We start from the raw sequence: 24,710 nt of genomic DNA on the forward strand, positions 1-24,710 counted from the left end.
CCACCGTGAGAAGGTTGGGTCATGCCAGAGTCGGGGTCGGTCGTCATCGACCCGCGCCGCCATGACGCGGTGCTGTTCGACGCGCTCGACCCCACCCTGGACGGGCAACTGCGCGGGATCGGGGTCGGCACCGCGATCTTTACCGACGACCCGGTGGAAGCGGCCCGCCGGCTGCGGGTGCTTCCCGGCCGGTGCGTGGTCGTCACCGCCGACGAAGCGGGCGTCGAGGCGGCGCGCGCCGGCGGATTCGCGCTGGTCATCGGTGTCGACCGAGGGCAGGGCGGCGCGCTGCGGGACGCCGGCGCCGACGCGGTCGTCGCCGACCTCCGCGAGGTGACCGTGCGCACCGGGGACCGCCGGATGTCACAGCTGCCCGACGCGCTGACGGCCCTCGACGACCTGGCCGCGCGGCGGCCGGCGGTGTTCTTCGACTTCGACGGCACGCTGTCCGAGATCGTCAACGATCCGGATGCGGCCATCCCGGTCGACGGCGCCACCGAGGCGCTGCGGCAGCTGGCCGAACAGTGCCCGGTCGCGGTGCTGTCCGGCCGCGATCTGGCCGATGTGTCGAGACGGGTTGGCGTGCAAGGCATTTGGTATGCCGGCAGCCACGGATTCGAGCTGACCGCACCCGACGGCACGCACCACCAGAACGACGCCGCCGCCGCGGCCATACCGGTGCTGGAGCGTGCGGCCGGCGAATTGCGCGAGCGACTGGGCTCCATCCCGGGTGTGATGGTGGAGCACAAGCGATTTGGGGTCGCGGTGCACTACCGCAACGCCGGGCGCGACCGCGTCGGCGAGGTGGCGGCCGCGGTGCGCGCGGCGGGCCGGCGCGACGAGCTGCGGGTGACCACCGGCCGCGAGGTCATCGAGCTGCGGCCGGACCTGGACTGGGATAAGGGGAAAACGCTGCGCTGGGTGCTCGACCACCTGACCGGGGCGGAGTCGGGTCCGCTCACGCCCGTCTATCTAGGCGACGACATCACCGACGAGGACGCGTTCGACGCGATCCACGACGGCGGCGTGCCCATCCTGGTGCGGCACGACGACGACGGCGACCGCGCCACCGCGGCAGAGTTCGCGCTGGACAGCCCCGCGCGCGCCAGCGAGTTCACCGCCCGGCTGGCGCGCGAGCTGTCCCGTTAGGCCTGCACGTACTCCACCGCACCGTCGTCGAGCACCACCCGCGTCCCGACGCCCTCGGCGCCGGACGCCTCGGTGCGGAACACCGCCTTGCCCGGCTCGGTGCGCCAGATCAGCGTGGTCAGCGTCTCGCCGGGAAACACCGGCGAGGTGAATCGCGCCGCAATCGAGGTGATGTTGGCTGCGACCCCGCCACCCAGCTCGGCGAGCAGCGCGCGACCCGTCACCCCGTAACTGCACAGCCCGTGCAGGATCGGCTTGGGGAAGCCGGCCATCTCGCGAGCGAACCACGGGTCGCTGTGCAGCGGGTTGCGGTCACCCGAGAGCCGGTAGATCAGCGCCTGGTCCTCCCGGGTGGGCAGCGCGACCCGGGCGTCGGGCTCGCGGTCGGGGATCTCCGGGGCCACCGGCCGCTGACCCGGCATGCCACCGAACCCGCCCTCGCCCCGGATCACCAGGGTGGTGAGCGTCTCGGCGATCAGCTTCTCCGAGTCGGGGTCCGTGCCCCGGCCGCGCAACACCAGGATCGCGTTCTTGCCCTCGCCCTTGTCCTGGATGTCGGCGACCTCGGTGACCACCGACAGCTTCCCCGTGGGTGGCAGCGGCGCGTGCAGCCGGATTTCCTGCGAGCCGTGTAACAGCATGGCCCAGTTGAACGTTCCGACCTTGCCGGCCGCCCCGAACGCCGGGCAGCAGATCACCGCATAGGTGGGCAGCACCTGCTGGTCGATGCCGTGGCTGTTCTCGGTGGTGAACGACAGGTCGTCGAGGCCGGCGCCGACGCCGAGCGCGTACAGCAGGGTGTCCCGGTCGGTCCATTCGAACAGCATCGGTTCGGTCACCGCGCCGACGGCACTCGGGTCAATCGCCATCTGAGTCTCCTTCGCCTCTATTTTCTCCACCTAACCATCGCAAACCCTTCCCACCGATGCCGTCGGCAGGGCAGGCTATCGACATGCCGAAGCGCAGCTTGGTCCGGAATGTCTCGAAGGCGGTCGCGGCGCTGACCGCAGTCCTCATCGTCGGTGCCTGCGGCGGATCGCCCCAGGCGCGCAGCATCACGGTGACGTTCATCCGGCACGCCCAGTCGGAATCCAACGCCAGCGGGATCATCGACACCTCGGTGCCGGGCCCCGGCCTGACGCCCGAGGGGCAGGGGCAGGCCCAACAGATCGCGCACCAAGCGGGCCGCAAGGACTACGACGGCATCTACGCCTCCACCATGGTCAGAACCCAGCAGACCGCAGCGCCGCTGGCCTCCGAGCTGGGCAAGCAAGTCGAGGTGCTGCAAGGCATCCAGGAGATCAACGCCGGTTGGTTCGAGGGCAAGCCGATCGCGCAAGAGAACGCGACGTACCTGTTGGCGCCGGCGGACTGGCTCAGGGGTGACATGCAAGACAGCATCCCGGGGTCGGTCAGCGGTAAGCAGTTCAACGAGGGTTTCACCGCCGCCATGCAGAAGGTCTACAACAGCGGCCAACACAATCCGGTGGTGTTCTCGCACAAATTCGCCATCGAGTACTGGACGCTGATGAACACGAAGAACGCCAAGGACACCCTGCTGACCAGCCACCCGCTGCCCAACACCGGGCGCGTGGTTATCACGGGGAACCCGATGACCGGCTGGACCCTGGTGGAGTGGGACGGCATCCGGGACTTCCACAGCTGACTGGATCAGTGGGTTGACGTGGGCGGTCGCCAGCCGCCACGATGGCTCCATGCGTTATGTCGTTACCGGCGGTACCGGGTTTATTGGTCGCCGCGTCGTCGACCGTCTGCTGGAGACGCGGCCCGATGCGCAGGTGTGGGTGCTGGTCCGGCGGCAGTCGCTGGGCCGCTTCGAACGGCTCGCCGCCGAGTGGGGTGAGCGGGCGAAACCACTGGTCGGGGTGCTACCGGAGCTGGAGCTGACCGACGAGACCCTCGCCGAGCTGGGCCGCATCGATCACGTGGTGCACTGCGCGGCCATCTACGACATCACCGCGGGCGAAGCCGAGCAGCGGGCCACCAACGTCGAAGGCACCCGCGCTGTCATCGAGCTGGCGCAGCGGCTGGGGGCGACGCTGCACCACGTGTCCTCGATCGCCGTGGCCGGCGACTTCCGCGGCGAGTACACCGAGGACGACTTCGACGTCGGCCAGCAACTCTCGACCCCGTATCACCAGACCAAGTTCGAGGCCGAGCTGCTGGTGCGGTCGGCACCCGGACTGCGCTATCGGATCTACCGCCCGGCGGTGGTGGTGGGCGACTCGCGCACCGGCGAGATGGACAAGGTCGACGGGCCGTACTACTTCTTCGGCGTCCTGGCCAAGCTGGCGCTGTTGCCGTCGTTGACGCCCATCCTGCTGCCCGACACCGGGCGCACCAACATCGTGCCGGTCGACTACGTCGTCGACTCGCTCGTCGCGCTGATGCACTCCGAGGGTTCCGACGGCCGCACCTTCCACCTGACCGCCCCGAAAACCGTTGGGCTGCGCGGCATCTACCGCGGCGTCGCCAAGGCGGCCGGGCTCCCGCCGGCGCGCGGGTCGCTGCCCGGCTCGGTCGCCGCCCCGGTGCTCAAGGTGCGCGGGCGGGCCCGGGTGCTGCGCAACATGGCGGCCACCCAGCTGGGGATCCCGGCCGAGGTTTTCGACCTCGTCGACCTCAAACCCACCTTCGTCAGCGACCAGACCCGGAAAGCGTTGCGCGGCACCGGCATCGACGTGCCCGAATTCTCCAGCTACGCGCCCCAGCTGTGGCGGTACTGGGCCGAGCACCTCGACCCGGACCGGGCGCGCCGCGACGATCCGAAGGGACCGCTGCGCGGCCGGCACGTCATCATCACCGGCGCGTCCAGCGGCATCGGCCGGGCGGCGGCGATCGCGGTCGCGGAGCGCGGGGCGACGGTGTTCGCCCTGGCCCGCAACGCCGAAGCGCTGGACGAGCTGGTCGCCGAGATCCGCGCCAGCGGCGGTGACGCCCACGCTTTCAGCTGCGACGTCACCGACTCCACCTCGGTCGAGCACACCATCAAGGACATCCTGGGACGGTTCGACCACGTCGACTACCTGGTCAACAACGCCGGCCGGTCGATCCGCCGCTCGGTGGTGAACTCGACCGACCGGCTGCACGACTACGAACGGGTGATGGCGGTCAACTACTTCGGCGCGGTGCGGATGGTGCTGGCGCTGCTGCCGCACTGGCGCGAGCGCCGCTTCGGTCACGTGGTCAACGTCTCCAGCGCCGGCGTGCAGGCACGCAACCCCAAGTACAGCTCGTACCTGCCCACCAAGGCGGCGCTGGACGCGTTCGCCGACGTGGTCGGCTCGGAGACGCTGTCCGACCACATCACCTTCACCAATATCCATATGCCACTGGTTCGTACGCCGATGATCGCGCCGTCGCACCGGCTCAACCCGGTGCCCGCGATCAGCCCGGAACGCGCGGCCGCCATGGTGGTGCGCGGCCTGGTGGAGAAGCCGACGCGCATCGACACCCCGCTGGGCACGCTGGCCGAAGTCGGCAATTACTTCGCGCCGCGGACGTCGCGGCGCATCCTGCACCAGCTCTATCTGGGTTATCCCGACTCGGCCGCCGCCCGCGGCTTGGCCACTGAACCGGCGGCGGCTCCACCGCGCAAACCGAGGCGCCCGGCGCGGGGCGTCACCCGCGGCATCCGGACACCGCGACCGGTCAAGCGCTTGGTGCGCCTGGTGCCCGGGGTGCACTGGTAGGTCAGCGCGTTTCGGGCGCGTCCGATTGCGGTATTCCGGCGCGATGACGCGGACTCTTTCGGGGAAGCGGGCCGACGCCGATCCGGTGGCCGCCGCGGCCCGCCAGGTCGCCACGACGGGCGCCGCGGTGGTGTCCTCGTTCGACATGACCCGAAGCCTGGGCGCGGGCCGCGAAGAATGGACCCGGTTCGCCCGGCACTGGCCGCATCTGGCCCCCGACCCCTACGCGGCGGAGCTTGGCGTGCAGCGGCTGCGCCGCTACGGGCAGTACTCGTTTCGCGATGGCCGGCTGCGCCCGATGCCTAGGCGCGCGTTCGTGCAGCCGGAGGACTCCAACCCGCTCTACATCGGCAGGGGCCGCGACTTCGAGCCGCTGACCGACGCGTTCGCCCGGGACCCTTTGTTGCACAAGGTGATAGGACTGCTGGCCCGGGTCGCCTCGGCGCTCGACGATGTGGCGGACTGGAACGTCAAGGTGCATCCGTTCCGCACCCGGTCGTCGACGGACGAGGGCGCGCATCCGACGCCAGAGGGCATGCACCGCGACGGCGTCACGCTGGTCACCTCGCTGCTGGTCGGACGGCGCAACGCCATCGGCGGCGAAAGCACGGTGTGCGACCTGGACGGCAGGCAGCTGCTGGCGACGACGCTGGCCGAACCCGGCACGCTGATGCTGGGCGACGACCGCCGCACCCTGCACGGCGTCTCCCCGATCCGGCCCATCGACGGCTCGGGCCCGGCGCAGCGCGACGTCCTGGTGATCACCTTCGCCTCGGGCTGGCGGTAAGCGTCGGTATCGTTGCGGCGGTGGCCCCAGTTTTCGTCGACGTCGACACCGGCGTCGACGACGCGCTTGCGTTGATGTATCTGTTCGCCAGCCCGGACGCTGATGTGGTCGGCATCGCCTCCACCGGGGGAAACGTTGGGGTGCAGCAGGTTTGCCAGAACAACCTGGGCCTGCTCGAGCTGTGCGGCGTCACCGGCGTGCCGGTCTCCAAGGGCTCCAAGGAGACCCTGACCGGGCCGATGCGCCTGCCGTCAAAGGTCCACGGCCCCAGGGGATTGGGTTATGCCGACCTGCCGTCCACGGATCGTCGCCTCACCGACCACGACTCGGCGACCGCCTGGGTGCGCGCCGCGCGCGCCTTTCCCGGTGAGCTCATCGGCGTGGCGACCGGCCCGCTGACCAATCTGGCGCTGGCGCTGCGCGCCGAACCGGCATTGCCGACGCTGCTGCGCCGCCTGGTCATCATGGGCGGTTCCTACGATCACCGAGGCAATACCACCGCGGTGGCCGAATGGAACATCAGCGTGGACCCCGAGGCCGCGGCCGAGGTACTGGCGGCCTGGGACCCCGAAACCGTTGGCCAAGAGCGTCTTCCGGTCCTATGCGGCCTGGACCTGACCCGCAAGGTGGCGATGACGCCCGATCACCTCGCCAGGTTGGCGGATGCCGCGGGGTCGACGGCCACGCCGATGAGCGCGGACGACGAGCCCGGCACCCGGTCGACGGCGTCCAACCCGTTGATCCGGGTGATCGAGGACGCGATGCGGTTCTACCTGGAGGCCTACCACGACATCGGCCACGGATACCAGGCACATCTGCACGATCCGCTGGCCGCCGCCGTGGCGCTGGACCCCGGGCTGGTCACCACCCGGCCCGCGACGGTCGACATCGAGCTGACGGGGACCCTGACCCGCGCCATGACGGTGACCGACTGGTCGGGGCGGCGGGAACCGAATGCGCTGATCGGGATCGACGTGGACGCGGCGGCCTTCTTCGACCGTTTCATCGAGCGGGTTGGACCGTTTGCGCGCCGGTTACCCTGTACGCCATGAAGATTCGTTTCATCGAGGTTCTGCGCGCGGGATGGGGCACCGTGCTGCTGGCCGCCCCGTCGGAGGTGCTGAACCACATCCACGGGGTGCAGGTCGACGGCAAGGCGCTCGTCGTCACCCGGATCCTGGGCGCGCGTCACCTCGCCCAGGCGCTGCTGTCGGGCATCAACCCCGGCCCGGAGGTGCTGGCCGCCGGCGTCTGGGTCGACACGGTGCACTCGATCACCGCTCTCGGCCTGGCGGTGGTCGATCGGCGCCGGGCGCGCGGCGGGGTGACCGACGCCGCCGTCGCGGCGTCGTGGGCGGGCCTGGGCTGGCGCCACCTGCGGGCGGGCAAGGCCAGGACGGACGGCGTTCGCGGGCGCGATCGGTTGGCCCGCACGGTCGTGGGTGCGCTGCCCGGCGGTGGCCCGCTGATGGCGCAGGCGCAGGCGGTCCGCGCCGAGCCGTCCTAGGGCGCGAGTCGTTCGCACCGGTGGGTGTGGGTGACGGCCACGGTCATGGCACCGGCGGCCGGTCCGCCTGGGCGCCCGCCGTGCATGAACGTCATTTCTGCAACGTGAACTGATTGACGTCGATGTATCCGATACGGAACATCTCGGCGCAGCCGGTCAGGTATTTCATGTACCGCTCGTAGACTTCCTCGGATTGCAGCGCGATGGCCTGGTCCTTGTGGGCTTGCAGTGCGGCAGACCAGATGTCGAGCGTCTTCGCGTAGTGCGGTTGCAGCGACTGGACGCGACTTACCGTGAAGCCATTCGCGGTGGCGCGTTCTTGCACCATCGGTATCGAGGGAAGCCGCCCGCCCGGGAAGATCTCGGTGACAATAAATTTGACGAATCGGGCGAATGCGAACGACATGGGCATGCCGCGTTCGACCATCTCCGTCGGATGCAGCCCGGTGATGGTGTGCAGCAGCATGATCCCGTCTGCGGGCAGCAGGTCATGCGCCAGGGTGAAGAACGCGTCGTAGCGGTCGTGCCCGAAGTGTTCAAAGGCGCCGATGCTGACAATCCGGTCGACGGGCTCGTCGAACTGCTCCCAGCCTCGCAGCAGAATCCTCGCGGAACGTGGGCTATCGGATTGGGCGATCAGCTGCTCGACGTGATTGGCCTGGTTGCGGCTCAGGGTGAGGCCGACGACGTTGACGTCGTACTTTTCGAGGGCGCGCATCATGGTGGCGCCCCAACCGCAGCCGACGTCGAGCAACGTCATGCCCGGTTGCAACCCAAGTTTGCCGAGGGCGAGGTCGATCTTGGCGATCTGCGCCTCTTCCAGCGTCATGTCGTCGCGCTCGAAGTAGGCGCAGCTGTACGTCTGGGTCGGGTCGAGGAAAAGCCTGAAGAATTCGTCCGACAAATCGTAGTGGGCCTGCACATCGTCGAAGTGCGGCGTTAAATCAGTACCCTCGGGGGGCTCCGACGTCGTAGGCATTGTGACAGCCTAGTCGCCGATTTGAGCATCCCGGAAACAGTGAAGTCTCCCGTTTGCTTCGGCATCGATACCGGCGAGGACGATGCAGTGACTAGGGATAAGCATCATTACTCGTAGCTGCCCTCGAGGTACCAGCGCCGCTGGCGATAGCACAGCAGAAACGCCCGCTCGCCCTCCAGCAGGACCTGCGCGCGGGCGGTTCGGCCCTTTCCGACGTCGGGATCCCACCACCGCTCGTCGACCGGCCACGGCCCGGCCCACCAGTCCAGCCGCTCGTCCCGGCCGTGCACGGTCAGCCGCGCCGGGTCGGCGGAGAACAGCCCCCGACTCGTCACCCGTACCGGGTTCCCTTGGGCGTCAAGCATTTCCACCGGATCGTCGAGCAGTACCGCCGGTGCCGGCTCGGGCAGCCGGCCGGGCCACGGCAGACCCGGGTCCGCCCGCGGAACCGGTTCGTCACCCAGCGGGGTCAACGTGATGCGTTCGGCCGGCCCGCGCCCGCCGGACAGCACCGGCACCCGCACCGCCTCCGGGCCGAGCAGGCCCTGCACCCGCACCAGGGCCCGGCGGGCCCGCAGCCGGTCCTCCTCGCCCAGCCCGCCCCACAGCGGCAACTGCAGCGCCCCCGCCGACACCACCTCGACGGCCTGCAGCCGCAACAGCGTCACCGCGGCCGTCGGGCGGGGGTTGCGCGCGGTCCGGCTGCTCAACCAGCCGTCCAGTTGCCAACGCACCCGGTCGGCGGTGGCGTCCTCGGTCAACGGCTCGGCGCACCGCCACACCCGTTGCAGTTCTTCGCCGTTGGCGGTGACGGCGTGAATGGCCAGCCGGGTGCAGCCCACCCCGGCGGCCATCAGCGTCCGGTGCAGCGCGGCGGCCAGCGAGCGCCCGGCGAAGGCTGCGGCGTCGACCCGGTCGATCGGCGGGTCGCAGTCCAGCACGGCCTCCAGCTCCTCCGGCGGCTCCCGGCCGGACGGCCCCCGTTCGGGTTCGCCGCGGGCCAACCGGTGCGCGGTCACCCCGTCGGCGCCGAATCGGGACGCCACGTCGGTGGCCGACAGCGCGGCGAACTGCCCGACGGTGCGAATTCCCATCCGCCACAACAGGTCCGTCAACTCTTCCCGCCCCGGGCCGCACAGGCTGGGCTCGGTGGCGAGCTGGCGGATCGAGAGCACCGACAGAAACTTCGCGTCGCCGCCCGGCGGGACAATCCGGCCCGCCCGCGCGGCGAAGACCGCGGTGGACAACTGGTCGGCGATCCCGACCTGGCACTCGGCGCCGGCCGCTGAACTCACAGCCACCGCGTCGATCAGCCGTTCGGCGGCATCGGCCTCGGAGCCGAAATAGCGGGCCGCCCCGCGTACCGGCAACACCAAGAGCCCGGGCCGCAGCACCTCGGCGCGCGGCACCAGGTCGTCCACCGCCGCAACGACCCCCTCGAAGAAGCGGGCGTCGCGGTCCGCGTCGGCGGCGCCGACGTGCAGCTGCGGGCACCGGGCCGCCGCCTCCCGGCGCCGCAGCCCCCGGCGCACTCCCGCCGCACGGGCGGCCGCCGAGCAGGCGATCACCCGGTTGGCCAGTGTGACCGCCACCGGGGCGGTCGCGGGCAGACCCACGGCCGCGGCTGCCGCGACCGCGGGCCAGTCCATGCACCAGATGGCCAGCACCCGGGAAGCCACTTTAGAACTCACCCGGCTCGCGCTCGGGCGGTCACCCGTCGTCCCGCACACACCCCGCTGACCTGCAGCCGCACCCGGCTGATCCGCCCGAATCCAGGGCGACTTCCCGAAGTGAGCTCGTAGCCGCAGACCCGGGCCTCCAGCCGCGTGGGCGCGCCCTGCAAGTCGCCGTCGGTGACCAACACCGTGCACCCCTTGCTGCGGGCCCGCGCCACCACCGCCCGCGCCCGGGTCTGCGGCACCCGGCGCCCGCCCAGGCCGAGGACCACCAGATCCATACCGTCGACGAGCACCGCGGCCACCTCCACCGGATCGGTTCCGGGATCCGGTATCACCGCAACCCGGCTCAGATCCGCCCCCATCTCTGCGGCGGCCAGCAGCCCGATGTCCGGCTGGCCGACGATTGCCACGTTGCCGCCCGCCGCCGTCACCGCGGCCACCATGGCAAGCAGCAGCGACCGGGCGCCCGAGAGCACCGCCACCGTCCCGCGCGGCAGGGGCGCCGGCAGCGACTCCGCCAGCCACGGCGGCAACGCCAGCCGGGATTCCGATTCCGGCAGCAGGTCGTCGGCACAAGAGGCGTGGCCGGGTGCGGTCCCCGGCGCCTTCCCGGTGATCACGGCCATCCGCCGGCGCAACGATTCGAGCTGCTCAGCCCGGTTTTCCTGAGGGCGATCGGGGGCGAAAGCCGCAGTCATGACCGCCTCCTACCACCACTCCCGCACGACTATTTTCGAAAGTATGTTCGACTGATTGAGAGTAAACACCCGCCCTCCGACAGCCGTCAAGAAACGGGAGGGGCGGCTTTATGCGATCGATACCGGTGGGGCGGATGGGTGTGATGTGGCGGCGCTTACCCGCCCACCGGTCACTCCCACTCGATGGTGCCGGGGGGTTTGCTGGTGATGTCCAGCACCACGCGGTTGACCTCGGCCACCTCGTTGGTGATGCGGGTCGAGATGCGCTCGAGCACCTCGTAGGGCACCCGGGTCCAGTCGGCGGTCATGGCGTCCTCGCTGGACACCGGCCGCAGCACGATCGGGTGCCCGTAGGTGCGGTTGTCGCCCTGCACGCCGACCGAGCGGACGTCGGCCAGCAGCACCACCGGGCACTGCCAGATCAGGTTGTCCAGGCCGGCGGCGGTGAGTTCCTCGCGCGCGATGGAGTCGGCGCGGCGCAGCGTCTCCAACCGCTTCGCGGTGACCTCGCCGACGATCCGGATGCCCAGACCGGGCCCCGGGAAGGGTTGGCGCGCAACGATTTCCTCCGGCAGGCCAAGCTCACGCCCGACCGCGCGCACCTCGTCCTTGAACAGCAGCCGCAGCGGCTCGACGAGCTTGAACTTCAGGTCGTCGGGCAATCCGCCGACGTTGTGGTGGCTCTTGATGTTGGCGGTCCCGCTCCCCCCGCCGGATTCCACCACGTCCGGATACAGCGTGCCCTGCACCAGGAAATCAACCTCAGACCCGGTGTCGCTCAAGATATCCCGCACCGCGCCCTCGAAGGCGCGAATGAACTGGCGACCGATGATCTTGCGCTTGCCCTCGGGGCTGGTCACTCCCGACAGCGCCTGCAGGAAGGTGTCGGCCGCGTCGACGGTGACCAGGTTGGCGCCGGTGGCGGCGACGAAATCGCGCTGCACCTGCGCGCGTTCACCGGCGCGCAACAGCCCGTGGTCAACGAAGACGCACGTCAGCCGGTCACCGATGGCGCGTTGCACCAGTGCGGCGGCCACCGCCGAGTCCACGCCGCCGGAGAGTCCGCATATCGCGTGGCCGTCACCGATCTGTTCGCGCACCTGCTCCACCAGCGCGCTGGCGATGTTGGCCGGCGTCCACTCGGCGCCGAGCCCGGCGAAGTCGTGCAGGAAGCGGCTGAGCACCTGCTGGCCGTGCGGGGTGTGCATGACCTCGGGGTGATATTGCACACCGGCCAGGCGGCGCGCCCGGTTCTCGAAGGCCGCCACCGCCGCGCCCGCGCTGCTGGCGACAACGTCGAATCCGTCCGGTGCGGCGGTGACCGCATCACCGTGGCTCATCCAGACTGGCTGGGAGTTTGGCAATCCCGAATGAAGTTCGCCGCCAACCACTTTCAGCTCGGTACGGCCGTACTCGCTGGTGCCGGTGTGGGCGACCGTCCCGCCCAGGGCCTGCGCCATGGCCTGGAATCCGTAGCAGATGCCGAACACGGGCACGCCGAGGTCGAACACCGCGGGATCGAGTTGCGGGGCGCCCGGCTCGTAAACGCTGGACGGCCCCCCCGAGAGCACCAGCGCCGCGGGCTGGCGGGCCTTGATCTCGTCGATCGAGGCGGTGTGCGGGATGACCTCGGAGAAGACCCGCGCCTCCCGGACGCGCCGGGCGATCAACTGCGCATACTGTGCGCCGAAATCGACGACCAACACGGGCCGCGGCGAGGGTGCTTCCACGGCAGCCAGCTTAGTGGCCGCGCCCTCACATCAGATGAGTCGGCTGGGCAATGCCGAAGCGGGTGCCGGCGTACCGCTTCAGGGCGGATGGGCTGAAGTACACGTGCTGACCGGCGGTGTGTAGATCCCGGAAGCAGCGTTGCAGCGGATGGCTCGCGTGCACCGCGCCCGCTCCGGTTAGGCCGAACGTCGCGTCGACCACTTGACGAGCCGCACGCATCGCCTGTTGGGCGGCGAGCTGGAAGCCGGCGCGCTGCTGCAGCGACGGCGGGTCACCGGCAAGGGCGGTTTCCCACAAGCCACCCGCCTCGTCGAGAACGAACGCCCGCGCCGACCGCAAACCGGCTTCGGCGCGGGCGAACTCGACTTGGGCGGCGGGGTCCCCAGCGAGCGGCTCGAAGGTGCCGGCCCGCGTCTTGGTCGTCGCGCGGTCGGTGAATTCGTCGAGTGCGCGCCGCGCGATCCCGAGCGGAACGCCGACCAGGCCCACTCCCACCAGCGTGAAGAAGGGCAGTCTCCACAACGGCCCGTCGTGGCGGGCCGAGGCGAAGAACGGACTAATGGTGTGCTCTTCGGCAATGTGCAGATCCCGCGCGACCACGTCGTTGCTGCCGGTGGCGCGCAGCCCCAGGACATCCCAGTTGTCGACGATCTCGGCGTCGGCGCGCGGAAAGAAACCGAGGCGCCAGTCCGGGCCCTGGTCGGCGATCATGCGCGGGGCCCGACCGTCCGAACCCTCGAAGACGAACATCCCGGCCAACATCCATTCGGCGTGGCGACAACCGCTGGCAAAGGGCCACCGGCCGTCGACGCCGAACCGCCCGCGGCCATCCGGGACGGCACGCCCGGTGGGGGCGAAGACCGTGGCCGCCAAGAAGTCGGCTTCCGAGCCGAAAAGCGCTGTGGCGACGGCGGGTTCGAGCCATGCGGTGAACGCGGGCGCGCCGGCACCGATGGCCGCGACCCAGCCCGTCGAACCGTCGGCACGCGCCAGTTCCTCGATCATGCGGATGAAGTCGATCGGGGGCAGTTCGAATCCGCCGAGCGAGCGCGGTTGAAGGGCACGGAAGATGCCGGCCTCGCGCAGCCGTTCGACCAGATCGAGCGGCAAGGTGCCGAGCGCCTCGGCCTCGTCGGCGCGCCGACTGATCTCGGGTGCCAAAGCCTGTGCTACGGCCGCCGGATGGTCGCCGGCCGACAGGGCGGCGGCGGGGCGTGTTGCGGATGTCATGCCACGCTCCCTTTCTTTTGATACAGTTGACTGTAATAGATATAGGAGCATGTATTCAAATCATGGCAGCTGTCAAGGATCAATCTCCGCGCCGCTACGACTCGACCCGTCGCCGCCAACAGGCCCAGCACAACCGCCATGCGGTGCTCGTGGCCGCCCGGCGGCGGTTTCTCGCCCAGGGCTATGCGGTGACGACCATCGCCGAGATCGCGCGGGACGCCGGCGTATCGGTCGAAACGGTGTACAAGGCGTTCACGACCAAGGCCGGCCTACTGAAGGCGCTTTTCGATGTGTCCGTGGCCGGCGACGACCAACCGATTCCGATGGTCGAGCGAGACGTCATCCAGAACGTGGCCAACGCGACCGAGGCCGCCGACAAGCTGAGGCTCTACGCCAAGCACCTGGCCTCCAGCATGCCGCGCAGCGCACCGGTCCAGCTGCTCGCGCGCGACGGCGCCGCCTCGTCCCCGGACGCCGCGGAGGTGTGGAAGCAGATCAGGGGCGAGACCCTGACCGGCATGACGATGTTCGCCTCCGATCTCACCCGGACCGGACAGCTGCGGGTCAGCCCGAGAGAGGCGCGCGATGTCCTGTGGACGTACCACGCACCCGAGCTGTACGAGCTCCTCGTCCTCGAACGCGGCTGGTCGGCAACCCGCTACGGCAAGTTCATCGCCCAGGCGCTGACCGACGCCCTGCTCGACCGCCCGGGTTGAGGCCTACAGCGAGAAGGCCGCCCGCACCGCGTCGACGGATGCCGGGTCGCCCGTCACGGTGATTCGCCGCAGCGCCGCCGCGCGCTTGGCCTCGCTCGCGCCCAGGCGGGCGGTCACCAGATCCGCCGCACCGGCGGTGATCGTCACCGAAGGTTCACCGTGACCACCGGCTAGGCGGCCTTGGGTCACCGCGAAGTCGAATCGCCGGCCGTCGATCTCGGCCCGGCACGTCGCCTCCAACCCCGCCGCCTTGCCCGAGTCGAAGCCGAGCAGGATGCCGGCCAAAAACCCGTTGAGCGGTGACACCGCGCCGCCGCCAACCGGGTCCAACCGGTCCAGGCCGAACAACGCGACGCTTCTCAAGACGGGCAACGCCCGCTGCCAGCCCATGTCACTGAGGGTGTAGACGGTCCGGCCGATCGGGGCCGGCAGGTCGGCGCGGTCGACGACTCCCGCGTCCTGCAATTCTTTGAGCCGCTCGGCCAGCAGATTCGTTGCGATGCCGGGCAACTCGGCGCGCAGGTCCCCGTAGCGGCGGGGGCCGCCGACCAGCTCGCGCAGGATCAGCAGCGTCCAGCGCTCGCCCAACACGTCGAGCCCGAGGGCTATCGGGCAGTTCTGGTTGTAGGTCCTGCGGGTCGCCACCAGGCCAGACTACCAGCGGTAGACGTGATTTTCTATCAGTTACTTGATTTCTTTGTCTATTAGCTTTAGCGTCTTGTTCATGCGAACCGAACCCCTCCTACGGAACCGCCCCATCCCGGCGCTGGCCGTCATCTGCCTCGGGGTCTTCGTCATCAGCGTCGACGCCACCATCGTCAACGTCGCGCTGCCGACCCTGTCTCGCGAACTCGGCGCCGACACCGCCCAGCTGCAATGGATCGTCGACGCCTACACCCTGGTGATGTCCGGACTGCTGCTCTCCGCGGGCAGCCTCAGTGACCGCTTCGGCCGACGGGGTTGGCTGAACTCCGGGCTGGCGCTGTTCGCCGTAACCTCCGCCGTTGCGGCGCATACCGATTCGGCTACCCAGTTGATAGCGGCGCGCGCCGCCATGGGGGTGGGAGCGGCGGTGATCTTCCCGACCACCCTGGGCCTGATCACCAACATCTTCACGGATGCGGCGGCTCGGGCCAAGGCGATCGGCCTGTGGGCGGCGATGGTCGGCGTCGGGGTGGCCGTGGGGCCGATCAGCGGCGGCTGGCTGCTCGAACACTTCTGGTGGGGCTCGATCTTCATGGTCAACATCCCGATCGCGGCGCTGGCCATCGCCGGCGGCATCCTGTTCGTGCCGACCTCGCGCGACCCGGCCGCACCGCGCGTCGACGTCGGTGGCCTGCTCTTGTCGGCGGCCGGGATCACCGCGTTGGTCTATACGGTCATCGAGGCGCCCACCTGGGGATGGACCAACGGCCGGACCGCGATCGGGTTCGCCTCGGCCGCAGCGGTTCTGGCCGGGTTCGCGCTGTGGGAGTGGCGCAGCGACCACCCCATGCTGGACGTGTCGGTGTTCGTCGACCGCCGGTTCTCCGGCGGTAGCCTGGCCGTGACCGCCGGCTTCCTCACGTTGTTCGGCTTCATCTTCGTCATCACCCAGTACTTCCAATTCATCAAGGACTACACCGCATTTCAGAGCGGGGTGCGGCTGCTACCGGTCGCCGCCTCCATCGCGCTGGCCAGCATCGCGGGACCCCGGCTGGTGGAACGGGCGGGCACCACCGCCGTCGTCGCCACCGGCCTCACCGTCTTCGCGACCGGGCTGGCGTGGGCGTCCACCGCCGACGCCGCCACGCCGTACACCCAGATCGCCATGCAGATGCTGCTGCTCGGCGGCGGCCTCGGCCTGACCGTTTCGCCGGCCACCGAGGCGATCATGGGGTCGTTGTCCGCCGACAAGGCCGGGGTGGGCTCGGCCGTGAACGACACCACGCGCGAACTCGGGGGCACGCTCGGCGTCGCCATCGCCGGCAGCATCTTCGCGTCGGTGTACTCGGGACATCTCGGGACGGAGGCGCTGACCGGGCTGCCCGCGGACGCCATGCGCCACTCAATGGCACTCGCGCACAGGGTGATCGAGCAGTTGCCGGCGCAGCGGGCCGGTGGCGTCCGCGCCGCGGTCGACCGCGCGTTCCTGGACGGCCTGCAGGTGAGCTCGCTGGTCTGCGCGGGCATCGCGCTCGGCGCCGCGATCGTCGTGGGCTGGTTATTGCCGGCACGTCAAACCGAAAGGACAATCCCATGAACGCGAGCACATATGTCCTCGGCCACGCCGACGTGGAGGTGCGGCGGCTCATCCTGCAGGGCCGGCTGTACAACGACCACACCGAGCATGCGCTGCGGCTCGCAGGACTGCGCCCCGGCATGCGGGTGCTCGACATCGGTTGCGGGCCCGGCGACGTGTCGTTTGTCGCCGCTCGGCTGGTGGGTCCGACGGGAAGTGTCCTCGGCGTGGACGCCGCACCCGCGATGGTCGAGCTCGCACGCAACCGCGCCGCCGAACAGGGTCTGCGCACAGTGCAATTCACGCAGACCGCCGTCGACGCGATCGTGCTGGACGAACCGGTGGACGCGGTCATCGGCCGGCTGATCCTGATGCACCTGCCTGACCCGGCCGGCACACTGCGGCGGCTGGGCTCCTTCGTGCGCCCCGGCGGCGTTGTCGCCTTCTCCGAGAACGACATCACCGCGACGCGCAGCATCCCGGACCTGCCGCTGTTCGGACAGGTCACGGCGGGCATCGTCCGCGCCTTCGAGGCGATGGGCCTGTCCGCGCGGTTCGGCACCACGCTGCACACCGTCTTCGCCGAGGCCGGCTTGGGCGCCCCGCGCCTGACCCAGGGGACGCCCATCGGAACCGCCGCCGACGCCGACATCCTGGCCTACGCCGCCGAAGTCTGGCGGTTGGTCTCCCCGATCGCGGAGCAGGGCGGCTTCGCCATCGACGAGCTCGCCGACGTCGAGGACTTTGTACCGCTATTTCGCCGGGAGGTGCTCGCGGCCGGCGCGCTGGTCATGATGCCCCCGCTCATCACGGCCTGGACGGAGGTCCACAGATGAACGAGACAATCCAGAGCCAGTACTCGACCGGCCTGTCCCGAACCAACATCGAGCGCGCGCTGATGTCCGCCGGCAAAGACCTCGACCGGCTCGAACCCGCCGACCTGGGCATGCTGGAGGACTTTCACACCATGGGCCGCTTCGCCACCAGCCAACTGGTGGATCTTGCGGGCATCACCAGCGAAAGTCGGGTGCTCGACGCGGGCAGCGGGATCGGCGGCACCGCCCGCTACGTAGCCGACCGATGCGGTTGCACGGTGGCGGCCGTGGATCTCACCGACGAGTACTGCGAAACAAGCCGTTGGCTCAATCGCCTGGTCGGTCTCGACGACCGGATATCCGTCCGGCAGGCGGACGTCACCGACCTTCTCTTTGCCGACGGCAGTTTTGACGTCGTCATCAGCCAGCACGTTCAGATGAACGTCGCCGACAAGGCGAGCCTCTACTCCGAAGCGCACCGGGTACTGGCAACCGGGGGCCGGATTATTCTGTGGGACATCACGATTGGAAACCACGGCAAGCTGGAGTATCCGCTGCCGTGGGCCGATGAACCCGACCGCAGCCACCTGGTCACCCCCGACGAGTTACGCGCCGTCGTCGAGTCCGCCGGGTTCGCCGTCGAGCACTGGAACGACCTGACCGGGCAGGCGACCGAGTTCATGAACGCGCTGCTAGCCCAGCCCCCGACCCCGCTGGGTTTGCACGCCTTCGTCGACGACTTCGAGCTGAAGGTCGGCAATCTGACCCGCGCGCTGGCCGACGGACGGCTTCGGACCATCCAAGCAGTGTGTAGAAGGTGAAGGCCCTGGGCGCGGGCCGCTTCTCGGCCCTCGAGCGCCCAAAGGAAATGGTCCGGGTCATCCGGGAAAGCCGTCGGCGTAGGTAACGAGCACCAGCGCCTGGTGGGCCGAGGTAGCGCTCGGATTGCTCCGCATGGTGGAGTGGGTATCGCTTAGCTAGTCCTCCCAAGGCCAGGAAGCGAGGTCCACCCGTGCTCGGTCTGCCCGAAAAGGTGCATGCCTGTCTGTTCGACCTCGACGGTGTGCTCACCGATACCGCGAGCGTGCACACCAAGGCCTGGAAGGCCATGTTCGACGACTACCTGTCCGAACGGGCCGAACGCACCGGCGAAGAATTCGTGCCGTTCGATGCGGCCGACGACTACCGGAAATACGTGGACGGCAAGAAGCGTGAGGACGGGGTCCGGTCCTTCTTGGAGAGCCGCGGTATCGAGCTGCCCGACGGCAGCCCCGACGACGCGGGAGACGCCGAGACGGTGTACGGCCTGGGCAACCGCAAGAACGACATGTTCCAACGGGTGCTGCGCGAGGACGGCGTCGAGGTCTTCGAGGGCTCGCGGCGATATCTGGAGGCGGTCTCGGCGGCCGGCCTGGGAATTGCCGTGGTGTCTTCGAGCGCCAACACCCGTGACGTCCTCGAGATCACCGGCCTGGACCAGTTCATCCAGAAGCGGGTGGACGGCGTCACGCTGCGCGACGAGCACATCGCCGGTAAGCCGGCGCCAGACTCCTATCTGCGTGGGGCGGAGTTGCTCGGCGTCGAGGCCGGGGCCGCGGCCGTGTTCGAGGACGCGATTTCGGGTGTGCAGGCCGGCCATGCCGGTAACTTCGGCTACGTGGTGGGAGTCGACCGAGTGGGCCAGGCCGACGATCTACGACGCAACGGCGCCGATGTGGTGGTCACCGACCTCGCCGAGCTGCTGCAGTCATGATCGACGACGAAGCATTTCCCGTTGATCCATGGCACGTCTGCGAAACGAAGCTCGACCTGAACCTGCTGGCCCAGTCCGAATCCCTGTTCACCCTGTCCAACGGGCACATCGGGCTGCGCGGCAACCTCGACGAGGGTGAACCCTACGGGCTGCCCGGCACCTACCTGAACTCCTTCTACGAAATCCGGCCGCTGCCCTACGCCGAGGCCGGCTACGGCTATCCGGAGGCCGGCCAGACCATCGTCGACGTCACCAACGGCAAGATCATCCGACTGCTGGTCGAGGACGAGCCGTTCGACGTCCGCTATGGCGAATTGCTTTCGCACGAGCGGGTTCTCGATATGCGCGCCGGGACGATGACCCGGGGCGCGCATTGGCGCTCCCCCGCGGGCAAGGAGATCAAGCTGGTGTCCACCCGGCTGGTGTCGCTGGCCCAGCGCGGCGTCGCCGCCGTCGAATACGTCGTGGAAGCGGTCGGCGATTTCGTTCGCGTGACGGTGCAGTCCGAACTGGTCACCAACGAGGACCAACCCCAGACCTCGGGTGACCCGCGGGTGTCGGCCATTCTGGAGAACCCCCTGGTGGCCGTCGATCACGAAAACACCGAGACCGGGGCGCTTCTCATGCACCGCACCCGCAGCAGCGCCCTGATGATGTCGGCCGCGATGGACCATGAGATCGACGTTCCCGGCCGCGTCGAGTTCAGCACCGACGCGCGCGACGATCTGGCGCGGACCACCGTGATCTGTGGGCTGCGCGCCGGGCAGAAGCTGCGCATCGTCAAGTACCTGGCGTATGGCTGGTCGAGCATGCGCTCGCGCCCGGCCCTGCGCGACCAGGCCGCCGCCGCCATCCACAGCGCCCGCTACACCGGGTGGCAGGGGCTGCTGGATTCGCAGCGGGCCTACCTGGACGACTTTTGGGACAGCGCGGACGTCGAGGTCGAGGGCGACCCGGAATCCCAGCAAGCGGTGCGGTTCGGGCTTTTCCATCTGCTGCAGGCCAGCGTGCGCGCCGAGCGCCGCGCGATTCCGGCCAAGGGGCTCACCGGAACCGGCTACGACGGCCACGCCTTCTGGGACACCGAAAGTTACGTGCTGCCGGTGCTCACCTACACCGCACCGCGCGCGGTGGCCGACGCCCTGCGGTGGCGGGCGTCGACCCTGGACCTCGCCAAGGAGCGGGCATCCGAGCTGGGCCTGCAGGGCGCCGCTTTCCCCTGGCGGACCATTCGCGGGCAGGAGTGCTCGGCCTACTGGCCGGCCGGCACGGCGGCCTGGCACATCAACGCCGACATCGCCATGGCCTTCGAGCGGTACCGCATCGTCACCGGCGACGAGGAACTGGAGAAGAATTGCGGCCTCGGCGTGCTCGTCGAGACCGCCCGGCTCTGGCTCTCCCTCGGCCACCACGACCGGCACGGCGTCTGGCACCTCGATGGCGTCACCGGCCCCGACGAATACACCGCGATCGTGCGCGACAACGTCTTCACCAACCTGATGGCCGCGCACAACCTGCGCACCGCTGCGGAGGCCTGCCTCCGCCACCCCGAGGCGGCGGAGGCGATGGGCGTCACCACCGAGGAGACGGCTTCCTGGCGCGACGCCGCCGATGCCGCGAACATTCCCTACGACGCCGGCCTGGGGGTGCACCAGCAGTGCGAGGGGTTCACCACCCTGGCGGAGTGGGACTTCCAGGAGAACCACGCCTATCCGTTGCTGCTGCACGACCCGTACGTGCGGCTCTATCCGGCGCAGGTGATCAAGCAGGCCGACCTGGTGCTGGCGATGCAGTGGCGGAGCCACTTCTTCACGCCGGAAGAAAAGGCGCGCAACGTCGATTACTACGAGCGACGCATGGTGCGCGACTCGTCGCTGTCCGCCTGCACCCAGGCGGTGCTGTGCGCCGAGGTCGGGCACCTGGAATTGGCGCACGACTACGCCTACGAGGCCGGGCTGATCGACCTGCGCGACCTGCACCACAACACCCGCGACGGCTTGCACATGGCGTCGCTTGCCGGCGCCTGGACGGCGCTGGTTGGCGGCTTCGGCGGCTTGCGCGACGACGAGGGCATTCTGTCGCTGAATCCCGCTCTGCCCGACGGTATTTCGCGACTAAGGTTCAGACTGCGGTGGCGCGATTTCCGGCTCACCGTCGACGTGAACCATTCAGACGTCACCTACACGGTGCGCGACGGGCCCGGCGGCCAACTCACCATCCGGCATGCGGGCGAGGAGATCACCCTGAGCACCGATGCGCCGAAAACCGTTGCGGTGCACGCCCGCAAGCCGCTGATGCCGCCACCGCAGCAGCCTCCAGGCCGCGAGCCACTGCACCGGCGGGCGCTGGCGCGGAACAAGTGAGCGTCAGCCGGATTTGAGGATCCGCCCCACCTCTGCGCCCACCGCCTGCCGTATCTCGTCGTCCGCCAGCTCGTCGATCCCGGTCGCCGAGCGCAGGATCGGCGCAAACAGCCGCCAACCGAATTGCAGCGCAAGGGCATTGGCGACGGCCAGGCGCGCTTCGACCTCGTTGTCGTGAAGGGGCCGCACCCAGCCGAGTAGCGTCGCGATGTTGGGAAAGCGCTTCTGCAGCTGCCCCGCCGGATACCCGTCGAGCACAGTGCGGGCCATGACCCGCATCTGCCGGTCGAGTGCCCGGTCCAGGACGTCGGCCGGCGCCTCCTCAGTGAGCAGGGCGCTCAAGTTGGCGCCCAGGTGATCGAGCACGGCGCCGACCAGATTCTCCTTGGTGCCGAAGTGGCGAAACACCAGCCCGTGGTTGACGTTGGATCGCGCGGCGATGTCGCGGATCGACGTCGCGGCCGGACCCCGTTCGGCGAACAGGTCGGTGGCGGCCTCCAGGATCGCCGCGGCGACCTCGGCCCGCCCGGTGGGCATGTTCGCGCGGCCACTTGCGGAACGTGTAGTCATGTGACTACAGTACTCGATGTAGTCAGTTGACTACACCCCTTTTCACACGAGGATTGATGAAAATGATCGGTCAGATAACCGTCACCAAGCTGGGTAGCCGCATCGGCGCGCGGGTCGACGGGGTGCGCCTCGGGGGCGACCTCGACCCGGACGCGATCGAGAAGATCCGCCAGGCGCTGCTGGCCCACAAGGTGATCTTCTTTCGCCACCAGCACCACCTCGATGACCAGGAGCAACTCGCGTTCGCCGCACAGCTGGGCACGCCCGTCGGCCATCCGGCCGCCGAGGTGCTCGCAGCCAAGAACGCGCCGGTCATCACGCCGATCAACTCCGAATACGGCAAGGCGACCCGCTGGCACACCGACGTCACGTTCGTGGCGAACTACCCGGCCGCGTCGATCCTGCGGGCGGTCACCCTGCCCCGGTATGGCGGCTCGACGCTGTGGGCCAACACCGCCGCCGCGTACGAGTACCTGCCGGAACCGCTCGCCTGGCTCGTCGACGATCTGTGGGCGGTGCACACCAACCGGTACGACTACATCACCCCTGAAGCAATGACCGACGCGCAGCGCGCGTTCCGGCAGGCCTTCGAGAAGCCGGATTTCCGCACCGAGCATCCCGTCGTGCGGGTGCACCCGGAGACCGGTGAACGCACGCTGCTACTGGGGGATTTCGTGCGCGGGTTCGTTGGCCTGGACAATTACGAATCGACGGTGCTCTTCGATTTGCTGCAACGGCGAATCACCGTCCCCGAGAACACCATTCGTTGGAACTGGGCGCCGGGTGACGTGGCAATCTGGGACAATCGGGCCACCCAGCACCGCGCCATCGACGACTACGACGACCAGCCTCGGCTGATGCACCGCGTCACCCTGATGGGCGACGTGCCCTTCAACGTGCACCGGCAACGCAGCCGGGTGGTCAGCGGCGCCCCGCTCGAGGCGATCGCGAGCTAGGCGCAGCCGAGCGCTGCGGGTCGCCGACCGACCAACCAGCGAGGCGATCGCGAGCTAGCCGGCCGAGGGCACCGGGGTGATCGGCAACCAGCGCAGCGCACCCGGCGCGGTGGCCGGCACCACCGGATGCCCCGGGGCGATCGGGTCCAGCCGGCGGTAAGCCTCGCCCTGCGCCGGGCGCTGATCGTTCTCGCCCTTGTTCGGCCACAGCGAGGCGGCCCGTTCGGCCTGTGCGGTGATGGACAGCGACGGGTTGACGCCCAGGTTCGCCGAGATCGCGGCGCCGTCCACCACGAACATCGTGGGATAGCCGTAAACCCGGTGATACGGGTCGATCACGCCGTGTTCGGCGCTGTCGCCGATCGCCGCGCCGCCGAGGAAGTGGGCGGTCAGCGGGATGTTGAACAACTCACCCCAGGTGCCGCCGGCCACGCCGTCGACCTTTTCGGCGATGCGCCGGGTGACCTTGTTCCCGACGGGGTTCCAGGCCGGGTTGGGATCTCCGTGCCCCTGCTTGCTGGTGTACCAGCGGATGCCCAACTTCCCGCGTTTCGTGTAGGTGGTGATCGAGTTGTCCAGGTGCTGCATGACCAGGGCGATCAGTGTGCGCTCGCTCCACTGGCGGACGTTGAGCATCCGCATCATGCGACGCGGATCCTCGCGGGCCTGGTCCAGCAGCTGCTTCCAGCGCGGCACGTCGGTGCCCTCCGGACCGGTGCCGTCGGTCATCAGTGTCTGCAGGAGCCCCATCGCGTTGGACCCCTTGCCGTAGCGGCAGGGTTCGACGTGGGTGTCGGCGGTGGGGTGGATCGACGACGTGATGGCCACCCCATGGGTCAGATCCAGTTTGGGGTCGACCTCGAGCTTCCCGGCCCCGACGATGGACTCGGAGTTGGTGCGGGTCAGCACGCCGAGCCGCTCGGAGAGGCGCGGCAGCTTCCCCTTGTCGCGCATCTTGAACAGCAGATGCTGGGTTCCCCAGGTGCCCGCGGCCAGGATCAGGTGCGTCGCGGTGTAGGTGCGCCGGTCCCTGCGCAGCAGGCTGCCCGTGCGCACCGTGCGGACCTCCCAAACCCCGTCGGAGCGCTGCTGGAAGCCCTTGACCGTCGTCATCGGAATGACTTGCGCCCCAGCCGATTCGGCGAGGCCGAGGTAGTTCTTCAGCAGCGTGTTTTTGGCGCCGTAGCGACAGCCCGTCATGCAGCAGCCGCATTCCAGGCAGCCGGTGCGCTCGGGTCCCGCGCCGCCGAAATACGGGTCCGGCACGGTCTTGCCGGGGGTCTTGGCGCCGTCGGGGCCGAAGAACACACCGACCGGGGTGGGCACGAAGGTATCGCCGCAGCCCATCTCGTCGGCGACTTCCTTGAGGACGCGGTCGGCGTCGGTGAAGGTCGGGTTCGTCACCACCCCGAGCATCCGTTTCGCCTGCTCGTAATGCGGCATCAACTCGTCGCGCCAGTCGGTGATGTGCGACCACTGCCGGTCTTTGAAGAACGGCTCCGGCGGCACGTAGAGCGTGTTGGCGTAGTTCAGCGAGCCCCCGCCCACCCCGGCGCCGGCCAGGATCAGCACGTTCTTCAGCGGGTGGATCCGCTGAATGCCATAGCAACCCAGCCCGGGCGCCCACAAGAACTTGCGCAGGTCCCAGGAGGTCTCGGCGAAGTCCTCGTCGGCGAAGCGCCGCCCGGCCTCCAATACGCCGACGCGATAGCCCTTTTCGGTCAGCCGCAGCGCGCTGACGCTGCCTCCGAAACCCGAACCGATAATCAGAACGTCGTAATCCGGCCTCATCGCACCAGTATGGCCTTACTCACGGGTAACGAGCCAGTGGCCCCGGGGTGCC

22 protein-coding genes are annotated in these 24,710 nt (G+C 69.2%); 13 read left to right on the forward strand and 9 right to left on the reverse strand.

Annotation, left to right across the window (positions count from 1 at the left end; genetic code table 11):
• Positions 1–21: 21 nt before the first annotated feature.
• Entirely contained in the window at positions 22–1,149 is a 1,128-nt protein-coding gene (gene otsB, locus A5756_RS01070) for a trehalose-phosphatase (RefSeq protein WP_066945503.1), read from the forward strand.
• Here otsB and A5756_RS01075 read toward each other — a convergent pair.
• Positions 1,146–2,018: a MaoC family dehydratase gene (locus A5756_RS01075; protein ID WP_066945923.1), complete on the reverse strand. Its 873-nt coding sequence runs from the start codon at positions 2,016–2,018 to the stop codon at positions 1,146–1,148. The two genes, otsB and A5756_RS01075, sit on opposite strands and share 4 nt — an antisense overlap.
• Before the next feature lie 83 nt (positions 2,019–2,101).
• Here A5756_RS01075 and A5756_RS01080 point away from each other — a divergent pair, with 83 nt between their 5' ends.
• From A5756_RS01080 to A5756_RS01100, 5 genes are read left to right on the forward strand one after another with little or no spacing between them, the layout of a single operon-like run.
• On the forward strand, positions 2,102–2,815 hold the full coding sequence (locus A5756_RS01080) for a histidine phosphatase family protein (RefSeq protein WP_066945506.1): 714 nt from the start codon (positions 2,102–2,104) through the stop codon (positions 2,813–2,815).
• 49 nt (positions 2,816–2,864) lie between these two features.
• The gene (locus A5756_RS01085) at positions 2,865–4,862 is read left to right on the forward strand and encodes an SDR family oxidoreductase (RefSeq protein ID WP_066945510.1); all 1,998 of its coding nucleotides are present in this window, start codon (positions 2,865–2,867) and stop codon (positions 4,860–4,862) included.
• Between the two features lie 43 nt (positions 4,863–4,905).
• Positions 4,906–5,649, forward strand: a complete 744-nt coding sequence (locus A5756_RS01090) for a 2OG-Fe dioxygenase family protein (protein WP_066945513.1) — start codon at positions 4,906–4,908, stop codon at positions 5,647–5,649.
• A gap of 20 nt (positions 5,650–5,669) precedes the next feature.
• Positions 5,670–6,701, forward strand: a complete 1,032-nt coding sequence (locus A5756_RS01095) for a nucleoside hydrolase (RefSeq protein ID WP_082948041.1) — start codon at positions 5,670–5,672, stop codon at positions 6,699–6,701.
• The gene (locus tag A5756_RS01100) at positions 6,698–7,156 is read left to right on the forward strand and encodes a hypothetical protein (RefSeq protein WP_066945516.1); all 459 of its coding nucleotides are present in this window, start codon (positions 6,698–6,700) and stop codon (positions 7,154–7,156) included. Before A5756_RS01095 ends, A5756_RS01100 begins: the two co-directional genes overlap by 4 nt.
• A gap of 91 nt (positions 7,157–7,247) precedes the next feature.
• Here A5756_RS01100 and cmaA1 read toward each other — a convergent pair whose 3' ends face one another.
• From cmaA1 to A5756_RS01125, 5 genes are all read right to left on the reverse strand, one after another.
• Complete coding sequence (cmaA1, locus tag A5756_RS01105) at positions 7,248–8,135, reverse strand: cyclopropane mycolic acid synthase CmaA1 (protein WP_066945519.1); 888 nt, start codon at positions 8,133–8,135, stop codon at positions 7,248–7,250.
• A gap of 107 nt (positions 8,136–8,242) precedes the next feature.
• The gene (locus tag A5756_RS01110) at positions 8,243–9,784 is read right to left on the reverse strand and encodes a DNA polymerase Y family protein (RefSeq protein ID WP_066945930.1); all 1,542 of its coding nucleotides are present in this window, start codon (positions 9,782–9,784) and stop codon (positions 8,243–8,245) included.
• Positions 9,785–9,822: 38 nt separating this feature from the next.
• Positions 9,823–10,512 carry a hypothetical protein gene (locus A5756_RS01115; protein WP_066945522.1) on the reverse strand — a complete coding sequence of 230 codons (690 nt, stop codon included), beginning with the start codon at positions 10,510–10,512 and terminating at the stop codon, positions 9,823–9,825.
• Between the two features lie 170 nt (positions 10,513–10,682).
• The gene (gene guaA / locus A5756_RS01120; protein WP_066945525.1) at positions 10,683–12,242 is read right to left on the reverse strand and encodes a glutamine-hydrolyzing GMP synthase; all 1,560 of its coding nucleotides are present in this window, start codon (positions 12,240–12,242) and stop codon (positions 10,683–10,685) included.
• Positions 12,243–12,267: 25 nt separating this feature from the next.
• The gene (locus A5756_RS01125; protein ID WP_066945528.1) at positions 12,268–13,473 is read right to left on the reverse strand and encodes an acyl-CoA dehydrogenase family protein; all 1,206 of its coding nucleotides are present in this window, start codon (positions 13,471–13,473) and stop codon (positions 12,268–12,270) included.
• Between the two features lie 62 nt (positions 13,474–13,535).
• On the opposite strand from A5756_RS01125, the gene A5756_RS01130 reads away from it, so the two are divergent.
• Entirely contained in the window at positions 13,536–14,189 is a 654-nt protein-coding gene (locus tag A5756_RS01130) for a TetR/AcrR family transcriptional regulator (protein WP_066945531.1), read from the forward strand.
• A 3-nt stretch (positions 14,190–14,192) separates the two neighbouring features.
• On the opposite strand, the gene A5756_RS01135 is transcribed toward A5756_RS01130, so the two are convergent.
• Positions 14,193–14,834, reverse strand: coding sequence for a helix-turn-helix domain-containing protein (locus tag A5756_RS01135; RefSeq protein ID WP_066945535.1), 642 nt, complete (start codon positions 14,832–14,834; stop codon positions 14,193–14,195).
• 79 nt (positions 14,835–14,913) lie between these two features.
• Here A5756_RS01135 and A5756_RS01140 point away from each other — a divergent pair, with 79 nt between their 5' ends.
• The 5 genes from A5756_RS01140 (at position 14,914) to A5756_RS01160 (ending at position 21,341) form a co-directional block, all read left to right on the forward strand.
• Positions 14,914–16,431, forward strand: coding sequence for an MFS transporter (locus A5756_RS01140; protein ID WP_066945933.1), 1,518 nt, complete (start codon positions 14,914–14,916; stop codon positions 16,429–16,431).
• Positions 16,428–17,246, forward strand: a complete 819-nt coding sequence (locus tag A5756_RS01145) for a methyltransferase domain-containing protein (RefSeq protein ID WP_066945537.1) — start codon at positions 16,428–16,430, stop codon at positions 17,244–17,246. The genes A5756_RS01140 and A5756_RS01145 overlap by 4 nt, the downstream gene beginning before the upstream one ends.
• Positions 17,243–18,046 carry a class I SAM-dependent methyltransferase gene (locus tag A5756_RS01150; protein WP_066945540.1) on the forward strand — a complete coding sequence of 268 codons (804 nt, stop codon included), beginning with the start codon at positions 17,243–17,245 and terminating at the stop codon, positions 18,044–18,046. The genes A5756_RS01145 and A5756_RS01150 overlap by 4 nt, the downstream gene beginning before the upstream one ends.
• Positions 18,047–18,237: 191 nt before the next feature.
• Positions 18,238–18,978 carry a beta-phosphoglucomutase family hydrolase gene (locus A5756_RS01155; protein WP_066945543.1) on the forward strand — a complete coding sequence of 247 codons (741 nt, stop codon included), beginning with the start codon at positions 18,238–18,240 and terminating at the stop codon, positions 18,976–18,978.
• Positions 18,975–21,341 (forward strand): glycoside hydrolase family 65 protein, encoded by a 2,367-nt coding sequence (locus tag A5756_RS01160; RefSeq protein ID WP_066945546.1) that lies wholly within the window; start codon positions 18,975–18,977, stop codon positions 21,339–21,341. Before A5756_RS01155 ends, A5756_RS01160 begins: the two co-directional genes overlap by 4 nt.
• 3 nt (positions 21,342–21,344) lie before the next feature.
• Here the strand turns inward: A5756_RS01160 and A5756_RS01165 are convergent, their stop codons facing one another.
• Positions 21,345–21,911, reverse strand: coding sequence for a TetR/AcrR family transcriptional regulator (locus A5756_RS01165; protein ID WP_066945549.1), 567 nt, complete (start codon positions 21,909–21,911; stop codon positions 21,345–21,347).
• Positions 21,912–21,973: 62 nt separating this feature from the next.
• On the opposite strand from A5756_RS01165, the gene A5756_RS01170 reads away from it, so the two are divergent.
• Positions 21,974–22,867 carry a TauD/TfdA family dioxygenase gene (locus A5756_RS01170; RefSeq protein ID WP_066945552.1) on the forward strand — a complete coding sequence of 298 codons (894 nt, stop codon included), beginning with the start codon at positions 21,974–21,976 and terminating at the stop codon, positions 22,865–22,867.
• 54 nt (positions 22,868–22,921) lie between these two features.
• On the opposite strand, the gene A5756_RS01175 is transcribed toward A5756_RS01170, so the two are convergent.
• The gene (locus A5756_RS01175; RefSeq protein WP_066945555.1) at positions 22,922–24,658 is read right to left on the reverse strand and encodes a GMC oxidoreductase; all 1,737 of its coding nucleotides are present in this window, start codon (positions 24,656–24,658) and stop codon (positions 22,922–22,924) included.
• Positions 24,659–24,710 lie beyond the last annotated feature (52 nt).

This window comes from Mycobacterium sp. 852002-53434_SCH5985345 (assembly GCF_001667155.1).
Lineage (GTDB): Bacteria > Actinomycetota > Actinomycetes > Mycobacteriales > Mycobacteriaceae > Mycobacterium.